Annotated in this window: 29 protein-coding genes; 26 read left to right on the top strand and 3 right to left on the bottom strand. The window is 41.5% G+C overall.

Features of this window, described 5'->3' with window-relative positions; translation table 11 throughout:
* Positions 1–127: 127 nt before the first annotated feature.
* Positions 128–1,648 carry a DUF4099 domain-containing protein gene (locus A4V03_RS05390; RefSeq protein WP_065538212.1) on the bottom strand — a complete coding sequence of 507 codons (1,521 nt, stop codon included), beginning with the start codon at positions 1,646–1,648 and terminating at the stop codon, positions 128–130.
* Between the two features lie 186 nt (positions 1,649–1,834).
* Between A4V03_RS05390 and A4V03_RS05385 the strand changes: the two genes are divergently transcribed.
* The 24 genes from A4V03_RS05385 to istB all read left to right on the top strand — a co-directional run bounded on the left by A4V03_RS05385 (position 1,835) and on the right by istB (position 19,882).
* Entirely contained in the window at positions 1,835–2,530 is a 696-nt protein-coding gene (locus A4V03_RS05385) for a DUF3800 domain-containing protein (RefSeq protein ID WP_005842513.1), read from the top strand.
* Positions 2,531–2,534: 4 nt separating this feature from the next.
* Positions 2,535–3,068 (top strand): hypothetical protein, encoded by a 534-nt coding sequence (locus A4V03_RS05380; RefSeq protein ID WP_005842515.1) that lies wholly within the window; start codon positions 2,535–2,537, stop codon positions 3,066–3,068.
* Positions 3,069–3,324: 256 nt separating this feature from the next.
* On the top strand, positions 3,325–4,455 hold the full coding sequence (locus tag A4V03_RS05375) for a tyrosine-type recombinase/integrase (protein WP_201442223.1): 1,131 nt from the start codon (positions 3,325–3,327) through the stop codon (positions 4,453–4,455).
* An 81-nt stretch (positions 4,456–4,536) separates the two neighbouring features.
* On the top strand, positions 4,537–4,941 hold the full coding sequence (locus A4V03_RS05370; RefSeq protein WP_065538211.1) for a hypothetical protein: 405 nt from the start codon (positions 4,537–4,539) through the stop codon (positions 4,939–4,941).
* Between the two features lie 79 nt (positions 4,942–5,020).
* Positions 5,021–5,323: a DUF6966 domain-containing protein gene (locus A4V03_RS05365; RefSeq protein ID WP_065538210.1), complete on the top strand. Its 303-nt coding sequence runs from the start codon at positions 5,021–5,023 to the stop codon at positions 5,321–5,323.
* Between the two features lie 64 nt (positions 5,324–5,387).
* Positions 5,388–5,912 carry a hypothetical protein gene (locus A4V03_RS05360; protein ID WP_141243568.1) on the top strand — a complete coding sequence of 175 codons (525 nt, stop codon included), beginning with the start codon at positions 5,388–5,390 and terminating at the stop codon, positions 5,910–5,912.
* Between the two features lie 62 nt (positions 5,913–5,974).
* Positions 5,975–6,379, top strand: a complete 405-nt coding sequence (locus A4V03_RS05355; RefSeq protein WP_065538208.1) for an SMI1/KNR4 family protein — start codon at positions 5,975–5,977, stop codon at positions 6,377–6,379.
* A gap of 91 nt (positions 6,380–6,470) precedes the next feature.
* Positions 6,471–6,899 (top strand): hypothetical protein, encoded by a 429-nt coding sequence (locus A4V03_RS05350; RefSeq protein ID WP_065538207.1) that lies wholly within the window; start codon positions 6,471–6,473, stop codon positions 6,897–6,899.
* A gap of 90 nt (positions 6,900–6,989) precedes the next feature.
* Entirely contained in the window at positions 6,990–7,520 is a 531-nt protein-coding gene (locus A4V03_RS05345) for an SMI1/KNR4 family protein (RefSeq protein WP_004295476.1), read from the top strand.
* Between the two features lie 78 nt (positions 7,521–7,598).
* On the top strand, positions 7,599–7,925 hold the full coding sequence (locus A4V03_RS05340) for a hypothetical protein (protein WP_065540300.1): 327 nt from the start codon (positions 7,599–7,601) through the stop codon (positions 7,923–7,925).
* Positions 7,926–8,003: 78 nt separating this feature from the next.
* Complete coding sequence (locus A4V03_RS05335) at positions 8,004–8,723, top strand: leucine-rich repeat domain-containing protein (protein ID WP_065538206.1); 720 nt, start codon at positions 8,004–8,006, stop codon at positions 8,721–8,723.
* A gap of 175 nt (positions 8,724–8,898) precedes the next feature.
* Positions 8,899–9,267 carry a hypothetical protein gene (locus A4V03_RS05330; protein ID WP_065538205.1) on the top strand — a complete coding sequence of 123 codons (369 nt, stop codon included), beginning with the start codon at positions 8,899–8,901 and terminating at the stop codon, positions 9,265–9,267.
* Between the two features lies 1 nt (position 9,268).
* Positions 9,269–9,613: an IS66 family insertion sequence element accessory protein TnpB gene (gene tnpB, locus A4V03_RS05325; protein ID WP_065538204.1), complete on the top strand. Its 345-nt coding sequence runs from the start codon at positions 9,269–9,271 to the stop codon at positions 9,611–9,613.
* An 87-nt stretch (positions 9,614–9,700) separates the two neighbouring features.
* Positions 9,701–11,461 carry an IS66 family transposase gene (tnpC, locus tag A4V03_RS05320; RefSeq protein ID WP_065538203.1) on the top strand — a complete coding sequence of 587 codons (1,761 nt, stop codon included), beginning with the start codon at positions 9,701–9,703 and terminating at the stop codon, positions 11,459–11,461.
* A gap of 79 nt (positions 11,462–11,540) precedes the next feature.
* The gene (locus tag A4V03_RS05315; RefSeq protein WP_065538202.1) at positions 11,541–12,158 is read left to right on the top strand and encodes a DUF6630 family protein; all 618 of its coding nucleotides are present in this window, start codon (positions 11,541–11,543) and stop codon (positions 12,156–12,158) included.
* A 73-nt stretch (positions 12,159–12,231) separates the two neighbouring features.
* On the top strand, positions 12,232–12,852 hold the full coding sequence (locus A4V03_RS05310) for a hypothetical protein (protein ID WP_065538201.1): 621 nt from the start codon (positions 12,232–12,234) through the stop codon (positions 12,850–12,852).
* 58 nt (positions 12,853–12,910) lie between these two features.
* Positions 12,911–13,423, top strand: coding sequence for an ankyrin repeat domain-containing protein (locus A4V03_RS05305; protein WP_007558978.1), 513 nt, complete (start codon positions 12,911–12,913; stop codon positions 13,421–13,423).
* 42 nt (positions 13,424–13,465) lie between these two features.
* Entirely contained in the window at positions 13,466–13,771 is a 306-nt protein-coding gene (locus tag A4V03_RS05300; protein WP_236588656.1) for a hypothetical protein, read from the top strand.
* 64 nt (positions 13,772–13,835) lie between these two features.
* Positions 13,836–14,786, top strand: a complete 951-nt coding sequence (locus tag A4V03_RS05295; RefSeq protein WP_032532248.1) for a hypothetical protein — start codon at positions 13,836–13,838, stop codon at positions 14,784–14,786.
* Positions 14,787–14,818: 32 nt separating this feature from the next.
* Positions 14,819–15,313 (top strand): SMI1/KNR4 family protein, encoded by a 495-nt coding sequence (locus tag A4V03_RS05290; protein WP_028728885.1) that lies wholly within the window; start codon positions 14,819–14,821, stop codon positions 15,311–15,313.
* A gap of 359 nt (positions 15,314–15,672) precedes the next feature.
* Complete coding sequence (locus A4V03_RS05285; protein WP_008667781.1) at positions 15,673–17,031, top strand: transposase; 1,359 nt, start codon at positions 15,673–15,675, stop codon at positions 17,029–17,031.
* Positions 17,032–17,243: 212 nt separating this feature from the next.
* A complete protein-coding gene (locus A4V03_RS21445) occupies positions 17,244–17,405 on the top strand; it encodes an immunity 17 family protein (RefSeq protein WP_317045373.1) in 162 nt (53 codons plus the stop codon).
* Between the two features lie 148 nt (positions 17,406–17,553).
* Positions 17,554–19,119, top strand: coding sequence for an IS21 family transposase (gene istA / locus A4V03_RS05275; RefSeq protein WP_065538200.1), 1,566 nt, complete (start codon positions 17,554–17,556; stop codon positions 19,117–19,119).
* Positions 19,109–19,882 (top strand): IS21-like element helper ATPase IstB, encoded by a 774-nt coding sequence (gene istB, locus A4V03_RS05270; RefSeq protein WP_065538199.1) that lies wholly within the window; start codon positions 19,109–19,111, stop codon positions 19,880–19,882. The genes istA and istB overlap by 11 nt, the downstream gene beginning before the upstream one ends.
* Before the next feature lie 160 nt (positions 19,883–20,042).
* On the opposite strand, the gene A4V03_RS05265 is transcribed toward istB, so the two are convergent.
* Entirely contained in the window at positions 20,043–20,231 is a 189-nt protein-coding gene (locus tag A4V03_RS05265) for a hypothetical protein (RefSeq protein WP_065538198.1), read from the bottom strand.
* A 259-nt stretch (positions 20,232–20,490) separates the two neighbouring features.
* Between A4V03_RS05265 and A4V03_RS05260 the strand changes: the two genes are divergently transcribed.
* Positions 20,491–21,810 carry an AAA family ATPase gene (locus tag A4V03_RS05260; protein WP_065538197.1) on the top strand — a complete coding sequence of 440 codons (1,320 nt, stop codon included), beginning with the start codon at positions 20,491–20,493 and terminating at the stop codon, positions 21,808–21,810.
* Positions 21,797–22,429: an HNH endonuclease family protein gene (locus A4V03_RS05255; RefSeq protein WP_065538196.1), complete on the top strand. Its 633-nt coding sequence runs from the start codon at positions 21,797–21,799 to the stop codon at positions 22,427–22,429. Before A4V03_RS05260 ends, A4V03_RS05255 begins: the two co-directional genes overlap by 14 nt.
* Positions 22,430–22,524: 95 nt before the next feature.
* On the opposite strand, the gene A4V03_RS05250 is transcribed toward A4V03_RS05255, so the two are convergent.
* On the bottom strand, positions 22,525–23,166 hold the full coding sequence (locus A4V03_RS05250) for a M23 family metallopeptidase (protein ID WP_065538195.1): 642 nt from the start codon (positions 23,164–23,166) through the stop codon (positions 22,525–22,527).
* Positions 23,167–23,252: the final 86 nt, after the last annotated feature.

The raw sequence follows: 23,252 nt of genomic DNA, 5'->3' as shown, positions 1-23,252 counted from the left end.
AAGTTATGATAACTTCTCAGCGATGACTGCTGTAATCATATTTCTTTAAAGTTTAACGATTTGACAAAAGTTATCCCGCCGATCGGACGGGATAACCGGTAATTCATTTACAGAATGGCGGGGGAAATCAGCGGCGGACACCCCGGCTGCGCTTAGGCTTGTCGGGCTGCTCCTGCTTCTGTGCCTGTTTCCGGTCCTCTTTCTGCTCCTGCCTGCGCTCCTGCTGCTGTTTCTGCTCCCCGGTGGGTCGCTGCTGTGCGGATTGCAGGGCTTCTTTCAGGTTGCGGGTCGTCTCGACGGTCTTGCCCTCGGAATTGATGGCCACCTGCACCTCGTTCTCCACGGCGGGCTTGACACGCCCCTCTTCGAGCGCCGCATTGTAGTCCTTGGGGAACATGAAGGCGGGCTTCTCGCCGGGCTTCCATGTGATGTAGCCTTGGTAGGCTTTTCCTTTCTTGTCCACCAGACCGGAGACCTTGACCGTTCCCCCGGCTTCGAGTTCGAGGCGAGACTTCTCGGTAAGCTCCTGCTTGCGGAAAGTCTTCGGCACCTCCTGATTGGCGGTCTGTTTCAGGTTCGCCTTGTACGCATCCATCGCCAGCCTACCCCGGTCGCCGAAGAGAAATTCGAGCTGCATCTTGGCTGCGCTGAATTGCACGGGAGCCGGATAGATCTTGGGCTGCTCCCCCTCCTTGGCTCTGGAAAGGAACCGGCAGACCACCGCCTCGCCCTGTTTGAGCCGGGCTATCTCGTTCGGGGTGAAGGTATGCCCGTTCTTCTCCGCCGGGATATTGACCTTGGAGAGCGGGAAGGCGACCAGCTCGTTGGTCTTGAGGTTGCGGCTGACAAGGGCTTCGACCTGCTCGCCCGCCCGGTTGGTGACGGTCGCCGGGTGTCCCATGTTGCCCGTCTGCCGGAGCACCTGCTTGTCGGAGTCGGTGATGTCGTAGCCGAAGAACTGCTTCTGCATCTTCTCCGGGTCGAGGATGCCGTGGCTGCACACGGTCAGCCTGCCGTCCGTGCCGGGCTTGAGCGAGAGCTGGCTGTCGTTGCTGTGCGAGATGCCGTCGAAGTGGAAATGCACCCGGACGGTCTTGTCGGTCTGGAAGCCCCGTAGCATCTGATCAAGCATCCCGTTGCCCTCGATCTGCTCCCGCTGCACGCCGAGTGCGGCGAGGCTGTTCCAGTCGATGTCCTCCGGACGATACTTGTACTGCGGGTTCTGTTCGGTCTGCCCGGCGGACTGCTGCGGCGCACCTTCGGGCTGTTGCTGCTGCCCGGCTTGGTTTTGCTGCTGTGCCTGCACAGGCGGCTGCACCTCGTACTGCGCAACGAGCGGCTCGCCCGTTTTGACGGACTGGCTCTCCCTCTGCCGGAAATCGGCGGCTACCCGCTGCACCTCCTCTTCCGGCACACGGAAGAAATGGAAGCGGGTCGGGTCTTTCAACTGGCTCCAGAGGTTGGAAAAGAAATTTGAAAACATATCGCCGTGGCGATCCACCCGCAGGAGGTCGTTGTTGTCCTCCAAGGGGTTCTTGGTCTGTAACTCGCCGTCCTTTACTCCGCTGACGGCTCGGAGCGTGCCTTTCTCGTCCATGACGAGCAGGATGTCCATCAACTGTTGGCTGCTGTCCGGTCGTTCGTCCATAATCTGAAAAATTTAAATGGTGAATACTATTGGTTCTCAAACGAAACCGGGCGTAAATATAGAGGGAAGCAGACGGGAAACCTGCAAGTCCGGGGCGGGCTGTCCGCACTTGTCGTCCGGTTCGCAGGTTTGTCGCACAAGAATTTTTCACTATCTTTGCGTATTGATAATTAAACAAATAATATAATGGAGTGCAGCCACAAAACCTATAACATATATTGCGACGAGAGTACGCATCTGGAAAATGACGGACAGCCTTACATGATATACGGTTATGTAAGCATACCGTACAACGAAATGGCTCTCGCCAAAAAGCAGATACGGGAAATCAAGCAAAAGCACGGATATGAGGGGGAATTGAAATGGACGAACATCTCGGACAAGACCTTTGCCCTTTATAACGAAATAGTGGATTATTTCTTTATGACCAACATGAAATTTAGGGCGGTCATCGTGGATAAATCGGAGATAGACAACACACGGGCAGAATACAGCTACAATGATTTTTATTTTCGGATGTATTACCAGCTATTGCATCATCAAATGGACATGGACAGCACCTATAATGTCTATTTCGACATCAAGGACACGTGCAGCCAACGGAAACTGCATAAGCTGGCGGAGATATTGAAATACAATTCGGCTATACGGGACTTCAATTTTGTCAAGTCGCATCAGGTACATTTTATCCAGTTGGCAGACATTCTTATGGGAGCGATAAACTACCATTTACGCATCCAGCGGGGAACCATTGAGGGAAAGGTACGGGCAAAACGCCTGATTGTCGAGAAGATAAAGAGACAGACAAATCTTTCGTTATTATGTACCACTCCTCTGAAAAACAAGAAGTTCAACCTTTTCTTTATCAACCTGCAAAAGTAAACCTATGCCATTCAACTTGTTAAAGAAATATCCGGAGCTGCTGGAAATCCTGCATTTGGGAGACAAGGAGCGCAAGGCTTCATTATATAGGGTGTATCGCCGGGACATCGAAGACAACGAAGCGTTCAAGTTTCGGGAAAAGCGTGTCTATCCCATCAAATCGGATGGAGAGATAGATATGCAGCGGGAGTTCATGCACCTAACGACAACTGATGACAAGGAAGCGGAAGGCGCTGCGACGAAGAAAAGAGTCTTCGAGCCAGACCGTTCCCGCCGTCTGCATTGGATTCGCCACCATATCGAGGAAAGGACTTCCCATGTACTGGAGATATTCAGTTGTGAGGAAAGGGATATGAAACACCGTAAGAACATCTACCGGACATACGTGTATGACACAGCGGAAAAATATGTGATCGTCCTCGAACCACAGCGAAGCCCTTACGGGTATTATCTGTTGACCGCCTATTACCTGAATATGCCGGGTGGCGAAAAGAAGATGAAAAAAATGCTGAAAAAGAAGTTGGAGGAAGTGCTATAAAAAACGCAAGGCTCCGAATTGGATCTTGCCAAAACGAGCCTCGAAACCCCTTCTAATTGTAGATGGGCACTGCAAAGGTAGGAATAAAAAACGAAAAATGCAAAAAAATCATGTCCGGCACGTATTTTTTTCCTCCGGGAAGCGGTGATAATTCGTTGTTTTCGTTATATTTGGAACCTAAATACAGGTGCGGTCATGCCGTGCCTGATTGAAAATCCGGTAACGGGAAACACGCTTTGTCGTTGCCACCCATGAGATGCGTATGAAAGTCTATCAGAGCAAACCGAGAATAAAACTTTCACCTGCCATCCGTGACGGGCAGAAATACGTGGAAGTGGAGTTCGACGAGGACGATGCCATCCGGCTGTCGCTGTCGAAAGAGAAGGGTGTGCGGTTCGAGGAGGACAGAGCCTACCTGCCGGAAGAAGGGTTCGACCTGTCCGGTTTTTTCGACCGCCATGTGGAAACGGCGTTTATTGACTACTCCGCCCTGAAAAACACCCAGCCCAAGAAGAGCGGGAAAACCAGCCCCGCCATCCCGCCCGGCTATGCCGAGACGCTGCGGCAACTGCGGTACAGCGAGCATACCGTCCGTGCGTACACCACTTACTTCAAGGAGTTCCAGCAATACTTTGCGGGAAGAAATCTCCGCTACATCCGACCGGAAGAAATCAACGCCTACATCGTACACCTGATTGACACACGGGGGATCTCGTCGTGCCAACAGAACCTGCGCATCAACTCGATCAAGTTTTATTTCGAGAAGGTGCTGGGATTGGAACGGAAATGTTACGAGGTAAAGCGAGCCAAACGGGAACGGACGCTGCCCGACGTGCTGAGCAAGGAGGAGATAAAATCCATCCTTGACGCAACCGGTCCGGACATCCGGCTGTTCTGCATGTTCTCGCTGCTCTACTCCGCCGGGTTGAGAATCAGCGAGCTGCTGGACTTGAAACCTCACGACATCAACGTGAGCCGTTCGCTGATACGGGTACGGCAGGGCAAAGGGAGGAAAGACCGCTACACGCTGCTGTCGAAGCCCCTTGTCAGGAAGCTGAGCGAGTACACCAAGCTGTACAAGCCGCAGGAATGGCTGTTCGAGCGGTACAAGGGCGAACCGTTCACGGAGAGCATCGTGTCGAAGAAGCTGAAAGAGGCGGCGAAGGAAGCCGGAATCACCAAGCGGGTGTACCCCCACCTGTTGCGGCACTCGTTCGTCACGCATCTGATCGAGCAGGGCACGGACTTGAAAATCGTAAAAGAGCTGTTGGGGCACAACCAACTGAAAACGACGGAAATGTATGTGCATATAGCCGACACTTTCAAGAGCAGCATCCGCACTCCATTGGATGATATTCTTGAAAGTGATAATGAGATAGTTAAATAAGAAAATAACAGCGAAAACCGCTGATAATTACATGTTAGTTGCCAATATAACAAAATAATAGAAACATAAGAAAAATAAATTATGAGTTACGATTTAATGGTTTTCGAGCGGACAAAAGCTCCACAAAAGCGTAAGGAGTTCCTTGTATGGTATGACAAGGAAACTGAATGGGCGGAAGAACATGGTTACGACAATCCTGCCGTCACATCACCGGCTTTACGAAATTGGTATGAAGAAATGATTAAAACATTTCCAAACATGAATGGACCAGACGCCCCAGATGATGATCTGGATGATGAAGATGCAGAAGCACATCTGACCGATTACAGTATAGGACATCATATAATTTATGCTGCTTTTTCTTGGTCTGTAGCGGATGAAGCCTACGAAAAGATGAAAGACCTGGCACAGAAACATGGTGTCGGCTTCTACGATGTGAGCGGTGATGACGGTATTATTTTGCCTGATGGCAATTTAATGGAATAAGGCAACTAACATGCAGATAAGCAACCTCAACGGGTTGCTATCTGCATCCCATTACTGACTTAAGAAATAAAAAGGAAATATGGAAAAAGAAATAAGAAAAATCCTTTTAGAAATAATAGAATTATTAGAAATTGTGGGTGAATATAATTGGACAACTACTCTCAAAAGATTGTATGCAGACAATGTTTCTCCTCAAAAGGATTGGCTAAGAAAAATTAAAAGTCTATTTGGTGGAATGGGGTCATTTACAGATTTGGTTTTAATGAGAAATGGTATCTTTTGTATTGATGAAAACAATAAATTAGACCAGCTACGTGATAGATTATACAATAGAATGGCACAATCTTTTGTTGAACTTAATAATTCAGAGAAAAGTCAGTAACAAACGGATAAATCTCCCTTAAAAGGTCGATTATCCGCCGGACATTACTAACGCTGAAAGATATATGGTAAATCGAATAGAAATTGAAAGGCTACTTCAAAGTAAGGAAATGAAGGAACTATGGCAAACAATTCAACAAGAGTTGCCACAGCTTCATTTTTATAAAGAAAATGACTCTTGGGAGGAAGCACGAATTGATTACCTTGAAAATTATATCTCCGAATGTAATACTTTGCTCTGTAAGTGCAACTTTCAAGAAATATCAATAAAAGATTTATATACTTATCTTTCATTGTATAGTTTTGAAGTTTTTTGTAAACAGGATTTATTGGAAACTGAAAATACTGAAATTATTATAGATGAATCGGAGCAAGATTATATATTACAAGAGCTTGGAATGTCAGAGGACGAGTATAAGCAACGTTGCAAAACGCATGATTATCTTGAAGTTGCAAATCATTTAGTAGATTATTATTTACTGACTGAACATTCGGATATTTTACTTGAATATTATAAATTGCAAGGATATGAAGAACCGGAACAGATGCTCAAAGATAAAATGAATCTCTATTCGATGTGTAAACGTTAGTAACAAACAGCACTACCGCTTAAAGCGGAACGCTGCCAGACATTAGCAACCGAGGAATAAATATGAAAAAGGAACTTATAGAACGATTGAGAAGATTTCTCTCTGCACATGATATGATGGGTACACCTGCATCTGATGAACAGGTGGTATGCGCTGAACAAGAGTTAGGAGTGAAATTTAGTCCTGACTATATAGATTTTGTCAAGAATTTCGGCAAAGCATACGCTGGAATGATGATTAATTCTTTAGACGGCAATGAAAATGTGGTCGATGAAACTAAATCATTCAGAGAAGTTCATCCTGAAGTTACAGATACTTATGTGATATCAGATGATGGTTCAGGCAATCCCATAATGATAAATCCTAAAGGAGAGGTCGAAATATACTATCATGATAGTGATGCCGAAATAGAAATCATAGCTCCATCGTTAGAACAGTATATCGAAGATAATTTTCCTGAATGGTAAAAGCGGTTGCTAACAAACAGATGAAACATTGAAGGCAGTTTATCTGCTGGACATTAGCAATAAAGTAAAACAAATAAAATACCATCAAATCATGCTAAGTAATAAAGTGATAGACTATTTGAATAAACAAGGTATATATTCAGAAAAAGAAGATAAAGCATATAAAAAGGCTTTGATAGATTTAGGGATTGATTTGAATAGTGATTTTGCACTGTTTAATCTAAATACTACCGAAATAACATTTCGAGGACAATGTGGCGAAATCTATAATGTATGTTGGTTTAAAATTTACTCTAATGATTTAAGTTATGGTATAGAAAGGCAAGCAGTATTAGGCATCCCTTCCGAATACTTACCTCTTGATAGCTTTGAAGGTGAAGACGGTTTTTTCTATAACCGTAATACGGGAGAAGTTCTCGAAATTGCATTGGGAGAAAAACTAATCAATTTTCAGAATGGAAAGTTATCGCCACAATGGAAAGACTTCAATTCTTTTTTGGAATGGTATTTTGAATTATAATAAGATATTGCTAACAAACGAATAAACTGCCCTAACGGTCAGTTATCCACAAGCCATTAGTTATGTGCCACAAAAAAAGAAAATGAGAATATGAAACAAGAATTTGAAGGTTTTGATTTTACAAACTTTTGGGATGATAATTACTATGCCCGCAAAGAGTATATCAGTGATGCCCCAACTGATGAATTGATAGCTGATGTAGAGAAAGAATTAGGATACAAGTTGCCAGCTTCCTATATATGGCTGATGAAGCAGCATAATGGAGGCATCCCTTTCAATACATGCTTCCCTACTGATTCACCCACAAATTGGGCTGAAGACCATATTGCTATAACTGGCATTTACGGTATAGGTAGGGAAAAGGACTATTCACTATGTGGAGAAATTGGCAGTCAGTTTATGATTGATGAATGGGGATATCCGGAAATAGGTGTGGCTATTTGTGACTGTCCGAGTGCTGGGCATGATATGATTTTCTTGGATTATCGAGAATGTGGTCCATTCGGAGAACCAAAAGTTGTGCATATCGATCAAGAATCAGATTTCAAAATAACTACATTAGCAGAAAATTTTGAGGATTTTATACGAGGGCTTGAAAATGCTGAGAAATATGAGGAATAGTAAGTAAGGCACATAACAAGCGGAAGAATCTCCCTAAATGGTCGATTATCCGCCGAACATTACCAATAAATGAATATAATGACACAAGACATATACAATAGTATTCGAGAAATATTGCTGTGTGATGAAGATATAGATTTTTGTTGCAAACTTTTATTGAAAATAACATTTAACTGTGATGACTGGAAATGGATTCAGAACGTTTGCATTGATATTATCAACAGTAATAGAGAAAAGAATATATGTGGATTAGCAGTTACGTGTATCGGACATTTGGCTCGAATACACGGAAAAATAGAAAAAGAGAGAATCTTTGAAGTGTTTAATCAACAAAAAGATAATCCTTTCATCAATGACAGAATTGGAGATGCCATTGATGATATAGATATGTTTGTGCATGAATAATTGGTAACACACGGATAAACCTCCCCTGAAAGGTCGGTTAGCCGCCAGACATTAGCTACTTGTAATAAAAAGAAAAATATGAATTGGAGTAATTATCTATCAGATAAAAAATGTCCTTCGCCTCCATATGCGCATTTAGGGGTATTGGAAGGAGAGGTGTGGGGATATTGGGATTTATCCCAAGTTCCAAAGGGTACTAAAATTTTGTCCTTACCTACACCATTAAAGAGAACCAAACTATCTTACAGTAATTGGAACGCTCTAAGGAATAATGATGAAATTGAGGCAATAAAATTGGGTGATATTGACGAAGAACGCATTGATGTTTTGTCTTCATTGCCCAATTTGAAATACTTGGAGATCAGCTGTAATAAACAAGATGAGTTCCCGGAACTATCTACATTAAAATCATTGCAGATCCTTGTACTTGCCAACATAAAACGAGTAGATAATATTGAATTTCTGAAAGGACTTTCTGATTTGAAGACTCTTTATATAGCCGACCTTAATCATCTTTATGATTTATCTCCGATAGCCGAATTGAGAAGTTTGCAAGAATTGTTTTTACCTAATGGAGGAATGTGCGGAGTCGGTAAGCCCGTTAAAAGCATGGAGCCGCTTTCCCGTTTACTTGAACTTGAATATTTACATTTTTGTGTAACAGTTGAGAATCGGAATTATGATATTTCATCACTATTTCCCCTTAAAAAGCTAAAGCATTTATCTATCTTACCAAGATTTCTGAAAAAAGGAAATGAAGAAAAACTTAAGGAAATGTTGCCTTTGCTAAATTGGTAAAGTAGCTAACAAACAGCACTACCGCTTAAAGCGGAACGCTGCCAAACATTATCAACGGAAAAAAGACTATATGAATTACAAAGTAATGCTCGCTAAGTAACCATTCTATTTTCCGCCTTGACACGCATCGCAACCCAGCATATCTTTGCGCCATAACCAATTACTAACAAAGATTATGGCAAAAGAAAAAGTAAACTACCAGGAGGTGTACGACCTCTATCAGCTGTGCTGCGAAACCAAAGACCTTCGCGAGTTCTGTGCGGATTATGGAGTGAATTACGACAAGTTCATGAACTGGCAGCGCCACCAGCTGTGGAGTGAGAAGTTAGGCAAGACAGTCCGGGTGGAACAGCCCAAGGTAGCCAAGGTGCAGATAACCGGCAATCCCTGCAACAGTCCAACCGTGAAAATGGAAGTGAAACAGCTTGAAGGTGAGCCTCCTATAAGATGGGTTAAGTTGCAATTGACATCAGGTGCCACACTGTTTCTGAGAAACACCACAGTTCTTGATTTGAGCTTGTTGCTTAATAAAATGATAGGATGATATGCTTGGACTGAGTGCTAACCTGAACTATTATCTGTTCAACGGTAATGTGGATTTGCGGAAAGGCATTTTCCGTCTGTGTGAGAGTATAAGGGAAGAGATGTCACTTGACCCGAGCGATGCATCCAATGTATATATGTTCATGTCCCGTAACCGGAAGGTTGTGAAGATACTTCATTACGAACGCGGTTTTTATGTGCTTTACGAGAAACGTCCTGTCATGGGAAAGTTCAAGAAACCGGTATTTGATGAGGTCTCCAAATGCTACCGGATACAATGGTCAGACATGGCCTATCTTACGGAAAGTATTGTAGTTGACAAGATGTACGTTAGTTCAAAAGATTAATATTAACATATTGACTATCAGTAAAATAATATAAAAATAAACGATAAAAAGTTTGCGTAACTGCCTGGTTTTTCGTACCTTTATATCATGATTGATGAAAGGGCATACGAGTTACTTTGCTGCCAGTTGGGTCTGGCGAATGAGGAAAAGGCAGGGCTTCGCAAACAGGTAAACGAACTGATTGCGAGGCTTAAGGCCATTGAAGAATCCAATAAGGAGAACTCCAAGGCTCTGGTTGATACAATCAATGAATTATCCGTAACAGTCGAGAACTATCGAAAAGAAATGGAGCTTATGAGAAAGCAGCTTGAAGCGAAAGACGAGGTGAACCGGATGCTGGCAAACGAGATATCCAATCTCAGGCTTCAGCTTGAGGACAGCAGGAAACACCGTTTCGGCCGTACATCCGAGCAAAGAAAACTGCTGAACAACCGTAACCTTGACAAGTCTGCACTGCATAAGTCCGAATATGACGGTTCTGACAGAAAGGATGATGACAACGATAAGGCTGACGGTAACGAAACCGGCAGCAGTACCACTTCTGGTAGCACACCTGCACAGGACAGCCAACCTTCAAGAAGAAAGGAAACTGCACCACGTGCCGTGAAAACCAAATTGAAAGTTGACAAAGTGGTAGTACATGAAGTGGACGAGTATTACACGCTTCCCGAAGGAGGACGGTTCATGAACCGCAACGGTATGCCTGATGTGTGGGAATACAGGGTCATAGAACATGTAAGGGCTCATAACGTGGAGCATGTCTACAAGGTGGCAAGGGTGAAGCTTGCGGACGGCACTTTCGCGAACACGATGGAACATCCGCTGAAAGACCTTGGAGGCATCTTCTCTCCTGAACTGCTTGCCCGTCTGCTCTGTCTGAAATATGACTTCAGCATGCCGGAGAACAGGCAGATAAGACTGCTTGCCAGAGAGGGCATCCACATAAGCAATACCACACTGAACAGCTATATCCATAACGGAATCGCCAAACTCAAGGGTTTTATCGGAGAGGTATTCAAGGGGTTTGTACAGCAGGCTGAATATCTTATGGTTGATGAGACGACCGAACTTGTAGGCATCGAAACAAAGGAAGGCAAGGCTTACAGGAGAAAGTACTTATGGGCATTCTTTGCAAAGCATATGAAGATGGTCTATTATCACTATAACAACGGCAGCAGGTCATCCGATGTGGCGAAGTCGTTCCTGGAACATTTTATGGGGACCCTGTCCACTGACGGATATACGGTTTACAGAATGTTTGATGGAGAAGACTCAAAGGTGCTGCATATAGGATGCTGGACGCACTGCAGAAGGTTGTGGGTTGACGCCTTGCCTTCGGACAGGACAGCGATGGAGATAATAGACTCCATCGGCGATATGTTCATGAATGAAGAGCTGTTCCGCACCATGAAGCTCAGCGGTGAGCAGATAAAGGGGAAAAGACGGCAGCTTACAGGACCGATCCTTGAAAGTATCCATCATAAGGTGGTCATGATGATGCAGGATGCGAAGATTATGGCTAACGAACTGATGAGAAAGGCTGTCAATTATACGTTAAACCAGTGGAAGTCCCTGAGAAATATCCTCAAGGACGGTGCAGCGGAAATATCGAACAACCTCTGTGAACAAAGGATGAAACCGGTAAAGCTGTTGCTCAAGAACTGTATGAACATAGGCAGTGAGGATGCGGCAGAAAACTCGGCATTCATCTTCTCTCTGATAGAAAGCTGCAAGCTTAATGGCATAGACCCTCAGGATTACCTGAAGCACCTGTTCGAATGTATTCTTCATGGTAAGGACTGCGACAAGAAGACTCTTCTACCATGTTTTTATAAACCGGAATGTTAAAACAAAAATATTTTCTTGCGGGCATTTTTATTTTATCGGCTGAAAAACAGCCGATAAAATTGTCGTGGCGGAAAATAGAATGATTACGCTCGCTAAGATTCTTTCAGAGAAAGAACTTGCAGATATGGATATAAAGAAAATCAAGGAGGACGATGCTCTCCTCGAAGAGCTAATTCGTAAAGAATATGCTTTAGTTGTGGATTGGAGCGGAGAAGAAGGAGATAATTATTTATTCAATTTCTTTAATCAAAGAACTGTTTCTCTATTGGGTAGGCAGTTAGATATATCAAGCAATGAAGTATGTCAGCAATTTGATAAAGATATAGATACACCTAAAAGAGGTGATTTCGTGCCTTTTGCACTTGAATACTTTGACAAACATCTTAAATCAAATGGTTTGAGAGTTGTTTTGTTGGATATGGGTAATGATACATATTACATATTTGTCGCACCTAAAACGGATGCTGATAGATTAACGAAAATAAAATCAACTTTCTGGAAGTTCAAATTAGTTTCTTTTCAAAATAAAACTCCGCTTTATGTCGCAAATTGTCCGAAATGTGGCAATGTACAATTTTTTGGGTTAGACACAGACATAGACGAAAAAGATCTGGCAGGAAAAAGTTGTAGTGATTGCGGAACATTATTTTGGGATGATAATGGAAATGAAATGGTGAAAATAGAAAAATACTATTAATAGCTGGTTGATAATAAACGAATTAATCTCCAAAAAGGTCGATTATTCGCTGAACATTAGCAACCCAAAATAAATGGAAATGATTGAAGAGACTTTAAGAACTGAATTTGAAGCATTGAAAAATGACTTTGAAATCATAAGACAACAAATAGAAAGCGATGTTGTCAGGACTGAGTTGTATAAGGGCGAGTTTTATGAGCTTACCCCATATTCCTATCAGCGTAATGGTTTCAGACAAGGAAAAACTGTAAAGCGTCCTGATACAGTAAAAAGCACCAAAAATCTTTGTATCTATGGATTTAATAATCAAAATCAAATCGTAGAAGTTAAGGTTGGTTGTTCTATTGAAAATCAGTTTTATCACACCTTCCTGTATTATACAGACAATCTTGTGAAAAGTATTTTATACGATAATGGTAAACATTTGATGAATGTATGCCATTACTTTTTTGAGGGCGGAAAGCTGAAACGGTCACAGTTATGTGGTAGGTATGGTTGCCGTGAAGAGAATTATATCTATAAAGAAAATGCTTTGACACATATTGAAGTCAAACAATATGATATTGAGGGTAATAGTGGTAATGATTTAATTCATATATTCCAATATCAAGACGATGGGGCTTTAGAAAGTATTACCAAATCATTTCCAAATGGATATTCTGAAATAATCTATAAAACGAAAAGAAGTTGCTAACAAGCGGCTTAACCTCCCCTTAAAGGTCGGTTAGCCACCAAACATTAGAATCAAAGAAATGAGAACAATAGAAGATATGAAACTTGAATTATTGAGTGATGACTCAAACAGGTTTATACAAGCTCTAATAGATTATGACATAAATAGTAAAGATAAATATGGGAGTAATCTACTTCATTACTATATAATGAATTACAAGAGTATCGTACATCCCGCAGGTGTAATTATACCCGAATTTGTAAAAAAAGGGTTGGATATAAATGAAAAAAGGAAAGACGGACGCACTGCATTATATCTTTCTGTTCAATATCAGTTGAAAGGTATTTTTGAATTACTCCTGAATCATAATGCAGATATAGATATGCAAAATGCAAATGGTAATACTCCTTTATGGGAAGCTGTTATGCAATACAAGGGAGATGGCTTTTTTATCGAACACCTTTTGAAAAATGGAGCTAATCCCGATATAGAGAACAACAATGGAGTATCTCCTAAATCATTGGCAAGAACTATCGCAAATTATGATGTAAGAAGATTCTTTAACAACGATAACAAACAGCAAACCGACTGAACAAGTGGCACGCTGCCGGACATTATTCGCATAAATGATAATATGATACAAGTATATTTCATAACTGACAGGCACAAATTGGAGCACCCCTTGTTCGGTATTACTGAACAAGAATTACAGGTAATGAATAATTTACCCGAAGGAGTATTGCCATATATTGATCCGTATGGCGATACGATGCTTTATATTGACCATATAAATTTCATCTGCGATAATATCCAAATTATGATGGGAAATAAGGAGCGGCAATTTTGTTATGATAAAGAATATAACCAATTAAAAGAATTATACGAGAAATTTAAGTCTGTAACCCCAAAAGAAACAACTTTATTCCTCGTAGGAGACTAAAAAAGCAAATAACATACGGATTAATCTCCCCTGAAAGGTCGGTTAGCCAATAAATATTACAGCTATGGATATAACGAATAGAATTATTGTCGCCTTACTGGAACGAATGAAAAGTAGAAACAAGAACTTTTCATTATCAAGACCTAAGTTTCATCAGTTGTTTCAAATAAATCCCGATGGCTACTTATGGTATGGCAAGAAACTGGAGCGGCATTTACTTAACAAATATGGAGAATCGGCTGATACATTGAAATATCTTGATATGTATTATTTCATTGACAATATCGTGCGGTTGTATTACATGCCTAAAAATTCAAATTCGGAGGAAAACGAGTTTGGAAAGCTATACGCTTATGGCTCCATAATAGGGTTACACCGTTGTCATATTCCAGATAAGCGAATATATCTGAACCGATTGTTAAACACTTTACTATTCTGTTGTCCGACTTCTGAAGAATATATCCGTAGATTCCGCTGGCAAAAAAACGGTATATATTACAAATCGCAGGATGTGGAAGTTCTTATTGCCGATACATTTACAGAAATACGGGAATCGGACAAACAATCAGAATCCATTGAAATAGTTGAGTCAATAGTCAATGAGACATACCGTTATCTGGTAGGCTCAAATACGGGGCTTCCATTTGTCCGTTCGGAAACTTTATTGCACTACAACCTGAACCCATCTGATTATATGTGGCTATATCAGCACGATAAGGAATTGTTTTATACTTGTCTTGATACAGCAGCATTACAGTCGGAGATTTTCAGTTACAAGTCATTTGTGTACAATTTCAACCTGTATATTCTAAAAGACGCAAATATATTGGATGAATTGTCCAGATATTCCAAATGTTATGAAGCCGTTTTAGAACTGCTTTTCAAATCCGATTCAATTATGCAGAACTCCGTTATTCGGCAAATCAAATTATGTAGAAATGAAGATACCATTAAACAGAATAACAGATTGGATGCTATTAACAAATGGTTCAACTCCCTAAACAAGATTGGTTAGCCACAGAACATTATAAATTCGTAAAATAAAATATGATTGAAGCACTGAAAAATATAGGATTCGTCGTTACAGAACGATTGGAAAGAAAAGAGTTAAGCTCTGATTTACAAAATCGGTATTCCGAACTTCCTGCGGACTATCAGGAGTTTTTACAACGGTTTCAGACAATCACGAATGAAAGTGATAATGTTTGGTTTAATTCCATAGAGGACTTTAACGGAGAAAGCGATAGCGGATTCCGTTGGAATGAATTTGAGCTGATGGGACTTGAGGCGTTGGCAGATGATAAGGAATCCTGTGATATGATACGCCTGTTTTGGGATAGCCATATTCCTATTCTTATGTCAGTAAAAGATGGATACCAATATTTGTGCATAGATTTATCTCCGGAAAATTACGGTAAAATCTATTATGGAGTTGAACCTGAATTTGAAGATTCGGCAGAATTTGTTTGCGATAGCTTTAATCATTTATTAGAAATGTTGTCTTCCAATAAAAAGAATGATATACTGACAAATTTCAAATAGGTTTATAACAAGCAGATAAATCTCTCTGAAAGATTGATTGTCAGCTAATAAAAAAAACGGTAACTGCATCTAAAGAATCCCATAAGTATTTCTGTGTAAATATAATATTATAAGTAAATGGAATGGCTGAACAACATATATCAGAATTTTGAAGGGCTACTATCAGATTTAGCCCAATATATTCAATCAAATCCTAAAGTAGGTCATTTAATTGGGGACATTCATTAAATATTACAAAATCAGCCAACTAATTCATACACAAAGTATTGCGAATTAGTTGGCTTTTTTGTATCTTTAGGTATTCCCCCGAAAATAAGGTTTGACGGCCAAAACGGGGGAAATATCCAAACTAATAAGATATGGCAAAGATAGTGAATATTTCAGAAATTCACCCTACTTTGGGTTTTACAGAATTTGATATTCTGGAAAAATACCGCAAGAGTTTTAATGAGAGTGAGCTTGGCAAGCTTCATTCGGTCTTTCCGTTTGAATGTATGGCAAAAGCCGCCGGCCTGTCGGACCGGCGCCTGGGACGCAGGAACAGATTCAGTCCTTCCGCAAAGATCGCCCTTATGGTCCTGAAGGCATACACCGGATTCTCCGACAGGCAACTGGTGGAACATCTGAACGGGAACATACACTACCAGATTTTCTGTGGAATTATGATTCCCCCGTCCCTTCCCATAACCAACTTCAAGATAGTCAGTGCCATCCGTAATGAGATAGCATCCCGCCTTGACATTGATTCTTTCCAGGAGCTCCTGGCTTCACACTGGAAACCTTATCTTGATAACCTTCACGTCTGCATGACCGATGCCACATGCTATGAAAGCCACATGCGTTTTCCTACGGACATGAAACTCCTTTGGGAAAGCCTCGAATGGCTCTACAGGCATATATGCCGGCATTGCAGGGAGCTGGGCATAAGGCGTCCGCGCAACAAATACAGGAATGTGGCGGAATCCTATCTGTCCTACTGCAAGAAAAGAAAGAGGAGAGCTTCAAGGACAAGAATGCTTAAGCGCCGTATGATCAAGCTTCTTGAAAAGCTCCTCAGTCAAAGGGATGGGATCCATAGCGAGTACGGTGCTTTACTCCGATATACCCAGGATTACCATAAGCGTCTTTCCATCATCAGAAAGGTGCTTGTACAAGAAAAGGAAATGTTTGAAGGGCGGAAAGTCAGTGACCGCATCGTCAGCATTGACCGTCATTATGTACGTCCCATCGTCAGAGGCAAGGAAACCAAGTCCGTCGAGTTCGGTGCAAAGGTCAATAATATACAGATAGACGGCATATCGTTCATCGAACACCTCTCGTTCAAGGCATTCAATGAGGGTATACGCTTGAAGGACTGTATCCGTATGCAGCAGAAGCTTATGAATGTAAGGGTAAGATGTGTGGCTGCCGATTCCATATATGCCAATAATGCCAACAGAAAGTTCTGTACAAAATATGGGATATCCACATCCTTTGTGCGCAAGGGAAGGGCGGCCAAAGATGAGCCTTTGAGGAAGGTGCTTAGAAGCGAACTCTCAAAAGAAAGGGCAACACGGCTTGAAGGAAGCTTCGGCACTCAAAAGCAACATTACTCGCTCTCAAGGATAAAGGCCAGAAACAGGAAGACGGAAATACTGTGGATTTTCTTTGGAATACATACGGCAAATGCCATACTGATGATAGAAAAAATCAGAAACAAAACAGCTAAAGCAGCATGAGATGATTTTACTCACAGAATCAGAAGAGGTCATCAGACTTCTTCCGGAACGTCATGTCCTGTCGGATAGAAGTATGTGAGAAAGCACGGAAAAATGACAATAAGAATGGCATATGAAATGGTCATGCCCTATCATCTTCATATGCCATCTTATTTTTTAGAGACATTTACTGAATATCCCTAATTGGTATATTTTTATTGTCAATTTGACTCATCGGGCTTATATTCAATTGGAAGTGGACGTATAAGGGGAACGGTTCTTATGGATGGAACAAGTTACTCGAAGAATTAGGTCCTACTACTTTCCGTTTTTGGTTAGGGGTATTTATAACTATCTGTCTGGAAAATTTAAAGTCGATTGACCCACTATTATAAAAGTCTTCTGACCCACCTTTATAACCGAAACTGATCCGCTGTGATTATAATAAAAATTGCCCCTATATAATTACCATATTTCAGTCTTGTTTTCGTACTTTACAAAGCATTTTAACCCGGTATTATTAACCGAATAAAATTTTAAAGAATGAAAATAAGAATCAAGCACATACTGCGGTGTTATCAGTCAGGAATGAGTATCCGCGGTATCAGTTCTTCTCTCCTTGTTTCACGTAATACAGTCAAACGTTATATCCGTATATACGAAGATATGGGTATAGAACTTGAGCGTCTGTTGAAAATGGACGAGCAGCATCTGCATGAGCTTTTCGGTACGGAGACTGACAAAGAATCGTCTGGATCTGCAGAGTATAAGTATCTTCAAGAACGTATACCTGATTACATGAAACGACTTAAGGTCCGTGGGACAACAAGAAGGTCCTTGTATGAGGAATATCTTAAAAATCGTCCACAAGGTTACAGCTACTGTTCTTTTTGTTTGTATATCAGACGAGAAAGGGAAGTAAAGATTCCTGTTGGACGCATAGATCATATAGCCGGTGATCAGATGTATGTGGATTTTGCCGGTGACAAACTTTATCTCTCATACGAAAGAACAGGCAATAAGGTTCCCGTAGAAGTATTTGCCGCCATACTTCCATGCAGCCAGATTACCTATTACGAGGCTGTACCATCACAAAAGAAAGAACACCTTATCCAGGCATGTGAAAATGCTTTCCATTATTTTGGAGGTGTCCCCAATGCCATAGTTCCAGACAACCTGAGATCAGCCGTAACAAAGCCTGGAGGTGTTGAACCTGTAATCAATGACGACTTTGCTGCATTTGCAGACCATTATGGATGTGTTGTCTTCCCGGCAAGAGTACGAAAGCCTAAAGACAAAGCTCTGGTTGAGAATGCTGTAAGACTGCTCTACAGGGAGGTGTATTCAAAGATGACGGGATTGAAATTCAATGATCTTGAAGCCTTGAACATAGAAATAATGAAGCATACGGATGCGTTGAACAGCCGAAAGATGTACAATCGCAACTACAGCCGTCGGGAACGTTTCCTCGAAGTCGAGAAAGACAGGCTGCATACATTGCCGGCAACAAAATTTATATCAAAAAGCCGGAAAACGGCAACTGTCATGAGAAACAGTTATGTATCGCTTAACAATCACTATTACAGTGTTCCTAAAGAGTATATCGGCGATACTGTAGAATTACTGTATGATGGGGACACAGTGGAGATATATCATAAGTTCAGACACATAACGACACATCGAAAGGATGATACACCTTTCACTTATTCAGAAAAACCGTCCCACAAACTTTCGGGAGTGCCACATGAATACAGAATCAGAATGGATGATATATACCGCAAGGCATGTGGAATTGATCCGGTATTGGAAGAGTACATAAAGCGTGTGGCCGTTGCCAAGAAATATCCGGTCCAGGCCGTACGTTCAGCCGATGGCATATTAAGTCTTGTGGAGCGTTTCGGACATGACAGGGTGGTTCTTTCATGTCAGGTGGCAATGGAATTCGGTATGTTCGGATACAACGAACTTGAAAGTATTCTGGTAAACAGGGAAGATGAGAAGTATCATGTACAGATGGAGGGACAGGCTCCAGAACTTACCCCCAAACACAGAAATCTCAGAGGCAAGGATTATTTTAACTCTAAAAACATGGATAAAAATGACAAGTAATAATAAAACAAGCAGAACTGTCGGAAAAAATATGGACAGAATAATGGAACTACTCTCCAAGTTACGTTTTTACGGTATGCTTGAAACATATAGAAATGACTGCAGGACCACATCCTCTGATGGTATGACAAACGATGAGTTTCTTAAATGGCTTCTTGAAAGCGAATATGATTACAGACGCAATGTAAGCATTGAGAGACTGATAAAGTCTGCAAACTTCAGATATAAGGCATATATGGAAAAAATAGACTATACCATAAAACGTAACCTTGACCGTAACCAGCTTGAGAGACTTGCATCTCTTGATTTTATAAGAGACGGACAGAATGTTTTCATCACGGGAAGCTCCGGTACAGGTAAAAGCTATATAGCTTCAGCCATAGGATATGAGGCATGTAAGAATGGAATAAAGACTTTGTATTCAAATGCGTCAAAGCTTATGGGACAGCTTAAAATTGCCAAAAACAAGGGCACTATAGAATCTGAGATGAAAAAAATAGAAAAGTGTCAACTGCTGATTCTTGACGATCTGTTTCTTATAGGACTGGATGCCAGGGAAAGGTCAATCCTTATGGAAATAATAGAAGACAGACACGGATTAAAATCAATCATAATAACATCACAACTTCCTGTCGAAAGCCGGTATGATGCAATTGGTGATCCTACAGTAGCTGACGCAATCCTGGACAGAATTGTACATACAGCACACAAGATTGAACTTACCGGGGATTCTGTAAGAAAGATTAATGCTAAAAAGAAATAGTATATATTGTAGATTATTATAATTGAAAATGACCCGGGTTAAAATGCATTTTTCTTTATTTAAAGCTAATATTTTTTTTGATGGGTCAATTTAGAGTATAATAGTGGGTCAATCGACTTTAAATTTTCCATTCGGACAAAGAAATTCATTTTTAACTATTTTACAGCCTGTTCTTATCTCCATGCGAGCGGTTCCATGTATCGTAATCGGAATACGTAGGGGTATCATCCCAAAAGGATGATTTCTTTCTTCTTTTGCGATGTTTGGGCTTTTTATCGTAGTCATCCCCACCAGAGAAAATGCTTTTGAGTATTACATAGCCTACCAAGAGTATAATCAGAGTGTCCATACATTTTAGTATTTAAGTGGTTGATTAGAATGTAAAGGTAACAAACAAAGTCCATACTGACAAATGATTAGCGTGTATTTTGCAAGAAAAAGATAAAAAAAAATATAGCTTTCAGTTTATTGTCTCAAATAGAGAAAGAATACGGGGATATTGCCATTGAACTGTAGATTGTGTAAGATTAACGAGCATTTTTTAGATATTGTTTTTAGAAATGATTATTTTTGCCATAAGAAATCAAAGGAAACCATATATAAATAGTATGAAACAGATACGACTGGAACATTTTAGATGCTACACGGATTTGAGCATTGACTTCAAATCCGGAATAAATTTGCTTATCGGTGATAATGCAAGTGGAAAAACAACCGTTTTAAAAGCTTGCCAGTATGTATTGAGTTCCTTTTTTGCAGGATACAGTGATGAAAATACGCGTTGGACCAGTCCGGGAGATGACGATTTTACCGTACAGATAATCAATGGAAACATCCAACCGGAACAGCCGGTGAAGATTTACTTTGTTCCTGATTCCAATCAATATGCGGCAACTGCAATGGCAGACGGGGATTTCATTCCCGGACAGAAAGAAGAAGAATATATCATCCAGAAAAACAGCAAAAAGAACAACCGTGCCTTAATCGGTGGTATCGAGAATTACCGCAATTACGCCAAAACAATAATAAGTAGCAATGAAGCATTGCCTGTGTGGTGCAGCTTCTCAACAGAAGATATCCATGCCAACCGGAATATCAATGCGAGCAAATTCAAGGAATATGCACAGAAAACCTCCTTTGGTTACTATGAGTGTCTGAATGGAGACGGCTTCTTCCGCTATTGGTTGAAACGACTGCTGATATTGCAAGAAGGACAAAAGAACCTGCACGAAATAGAGACGGTACGAACAGCCATTGCCAATGCTTTGGGAACCAATAACAAGGGATGCGGTATCATTCAGGATATGCACATCCGGCACAATCAGGGGAAAGTATATTATGTATTCTCCGATGGACGCGAAGTAGATGCCGACCACTTGTCAGACGGCTACAGACGTCTGGTGAATATCGTTACGGATATCGCCTTTCGCTGCGCCTTGCTCAACGGCCGTCTATACGGTGCCGAATCTGCATTACTGACAAAAGGCACAGTATTGATTGATGAGATAGATATGCACTTGCATCCTACTCTTCAGGCAAGGGTGTTGCAAGGATTGCATAATGCTTTTCCTATGATTCAGTTCATAGTGACAACTCATGCTCCAATGGTAATGACCAGTATTGAAAATAATGCTGATAATATTGTTTATCAATTGAACTATGAGAATGAGAACTATCATATCCAGGAAAGACAGACATACGGCATGGATGCATCCACAATAACCGATGTGATATTGAATCAAACTCCAAGAGCACAAGAGGTAGACAACCTGTTGGGCAAACTGTTCGATTTAATAGATTCCGGTTCGGAAGAAGCCCGTACGTTCTTACGAGAGATGCAAGCACGTTTTGGAGACAAGTTGCCAGAGCTGGCCGAAGCCGAGGCTATGTTGGATTTTTCTATTGTAGAGGACGATGAGGAAAATTGATAAGAATGCGGAACCTAAGGAATGGACTGCTTATCGCCAGACTCCTGGAGCGGTTTACCAATCTAAACCCGAATTACGTTCTTCCCTATTAAAAGAACAAGGTTATATATGCGCATATTGCATGCGGCGGATTCCTGCCAAGGACGCTAATAGTAATGAAACAACCCGAATCGACCATATACTTTGCAGGGAGAAGCATGAGGACCGCAAACTTGATTACCGAAACATGGTGATTTGCTGTCCCGGTGCAATCGACTGCAAATTCCACTGTGACAAATCAAAAGGGAACAATGATGTTTCTTTCAACTTGTTTGACCAATCTTTCATTGACACACTATCATATAGCACTAAGGACGGGACAATAAAGTGTGGAATAGAACAGTATGATACAGAAATAAATGAAATTCTCAATCTAAACCATTCTTTGTTGAAGAACAACCGCAAGTCCACTTTGAAAGGGGTGATTCAGCAACTGCAAAAAAAAAGGCATTGGAAAGCGACCCAAATAAGGAACCTATTAAACCACTGGAATACGAAAGACCGTGACGGCAAGTATAAACCCTACAATGGAATTGTCGTCTGGTATTTGAAGAAAAAACTTGGCCAAGTCCCTGTATAAGACAGGGACGAATTGTCTTCGTTAGGATTTAACTGATAGATAATATAATTGCTTCACTTAAGAGCTGCTTCCCCCAAAAGTACAATATAAAAAAATCACTCCAAAACACCCAATTGTGTTACCGCTTCATTCTTCGTTTCACGGATGAACTGCAAAAGAATATCCGGGTCGACACAATGATTCTTATATTTGCAGGTAAGATGCAAATGAGGGCCGGTACTGCGTCCCGTGTTGCCGGTAATGGCAATCACCTCGCCGGGCATGACGGAAGTCCCTTGCCGAACCAATACTTGGGAAAGGTGGCAATAGCTGACGGTGTAACCGCCGTGACGGAGGGTGACGAACTTGCCCGAACGTTTGTCCTGCCCCACCCTGCCCACCACGCCTGACAGCATGGCGTAGGCTTCTTCGCCTTTGGCACGCAGATCGATTCCGTTGTGCCGGCTGCGCTTCTTGCTGAAAGGGTCGGTACGGTAACCGTAAGGCGAAGTGACAGTAATGCGCTTCAACGGATAGGACACGCTCATGTATCGCCGTACCCACTCGCTATGCTCATGGGCTGTGGATTTCCCTGCCGTAGAGACAGATTCCTTATTTGGATTGGAAACCTTTCCTACAGGGGAAAGGGCTTTTTTTGTGTCTATGCGACAGACAGGCTGATGCCTAGCTACGGTGTGGAACTGCGCTTTAGCGGACAGACACACCGACAGCATGGATAATATAAGAATCACTTTCATACGGGCAAAAGTAGGGAGAGAACTTCGACTACTTGATATATAACGGAGGAAAAGCACTGAACTTTAACCTTGTATAAGCCATCATA

This window comes from Bacteroides caecimuris, assembly GCF_001688725.2.
Classification (GTDB): domain Bacteria; phylum Bacteroidota; class Bacteroidia; order Bacteroidales; family Bacteroidaceae; genus Bacteroides; species Bacteroides caecimuris.
Note: the sequence above shows the minus strand (reverse complement) of the source record. Positions and strands in the feature narration are given on the sequence as shown.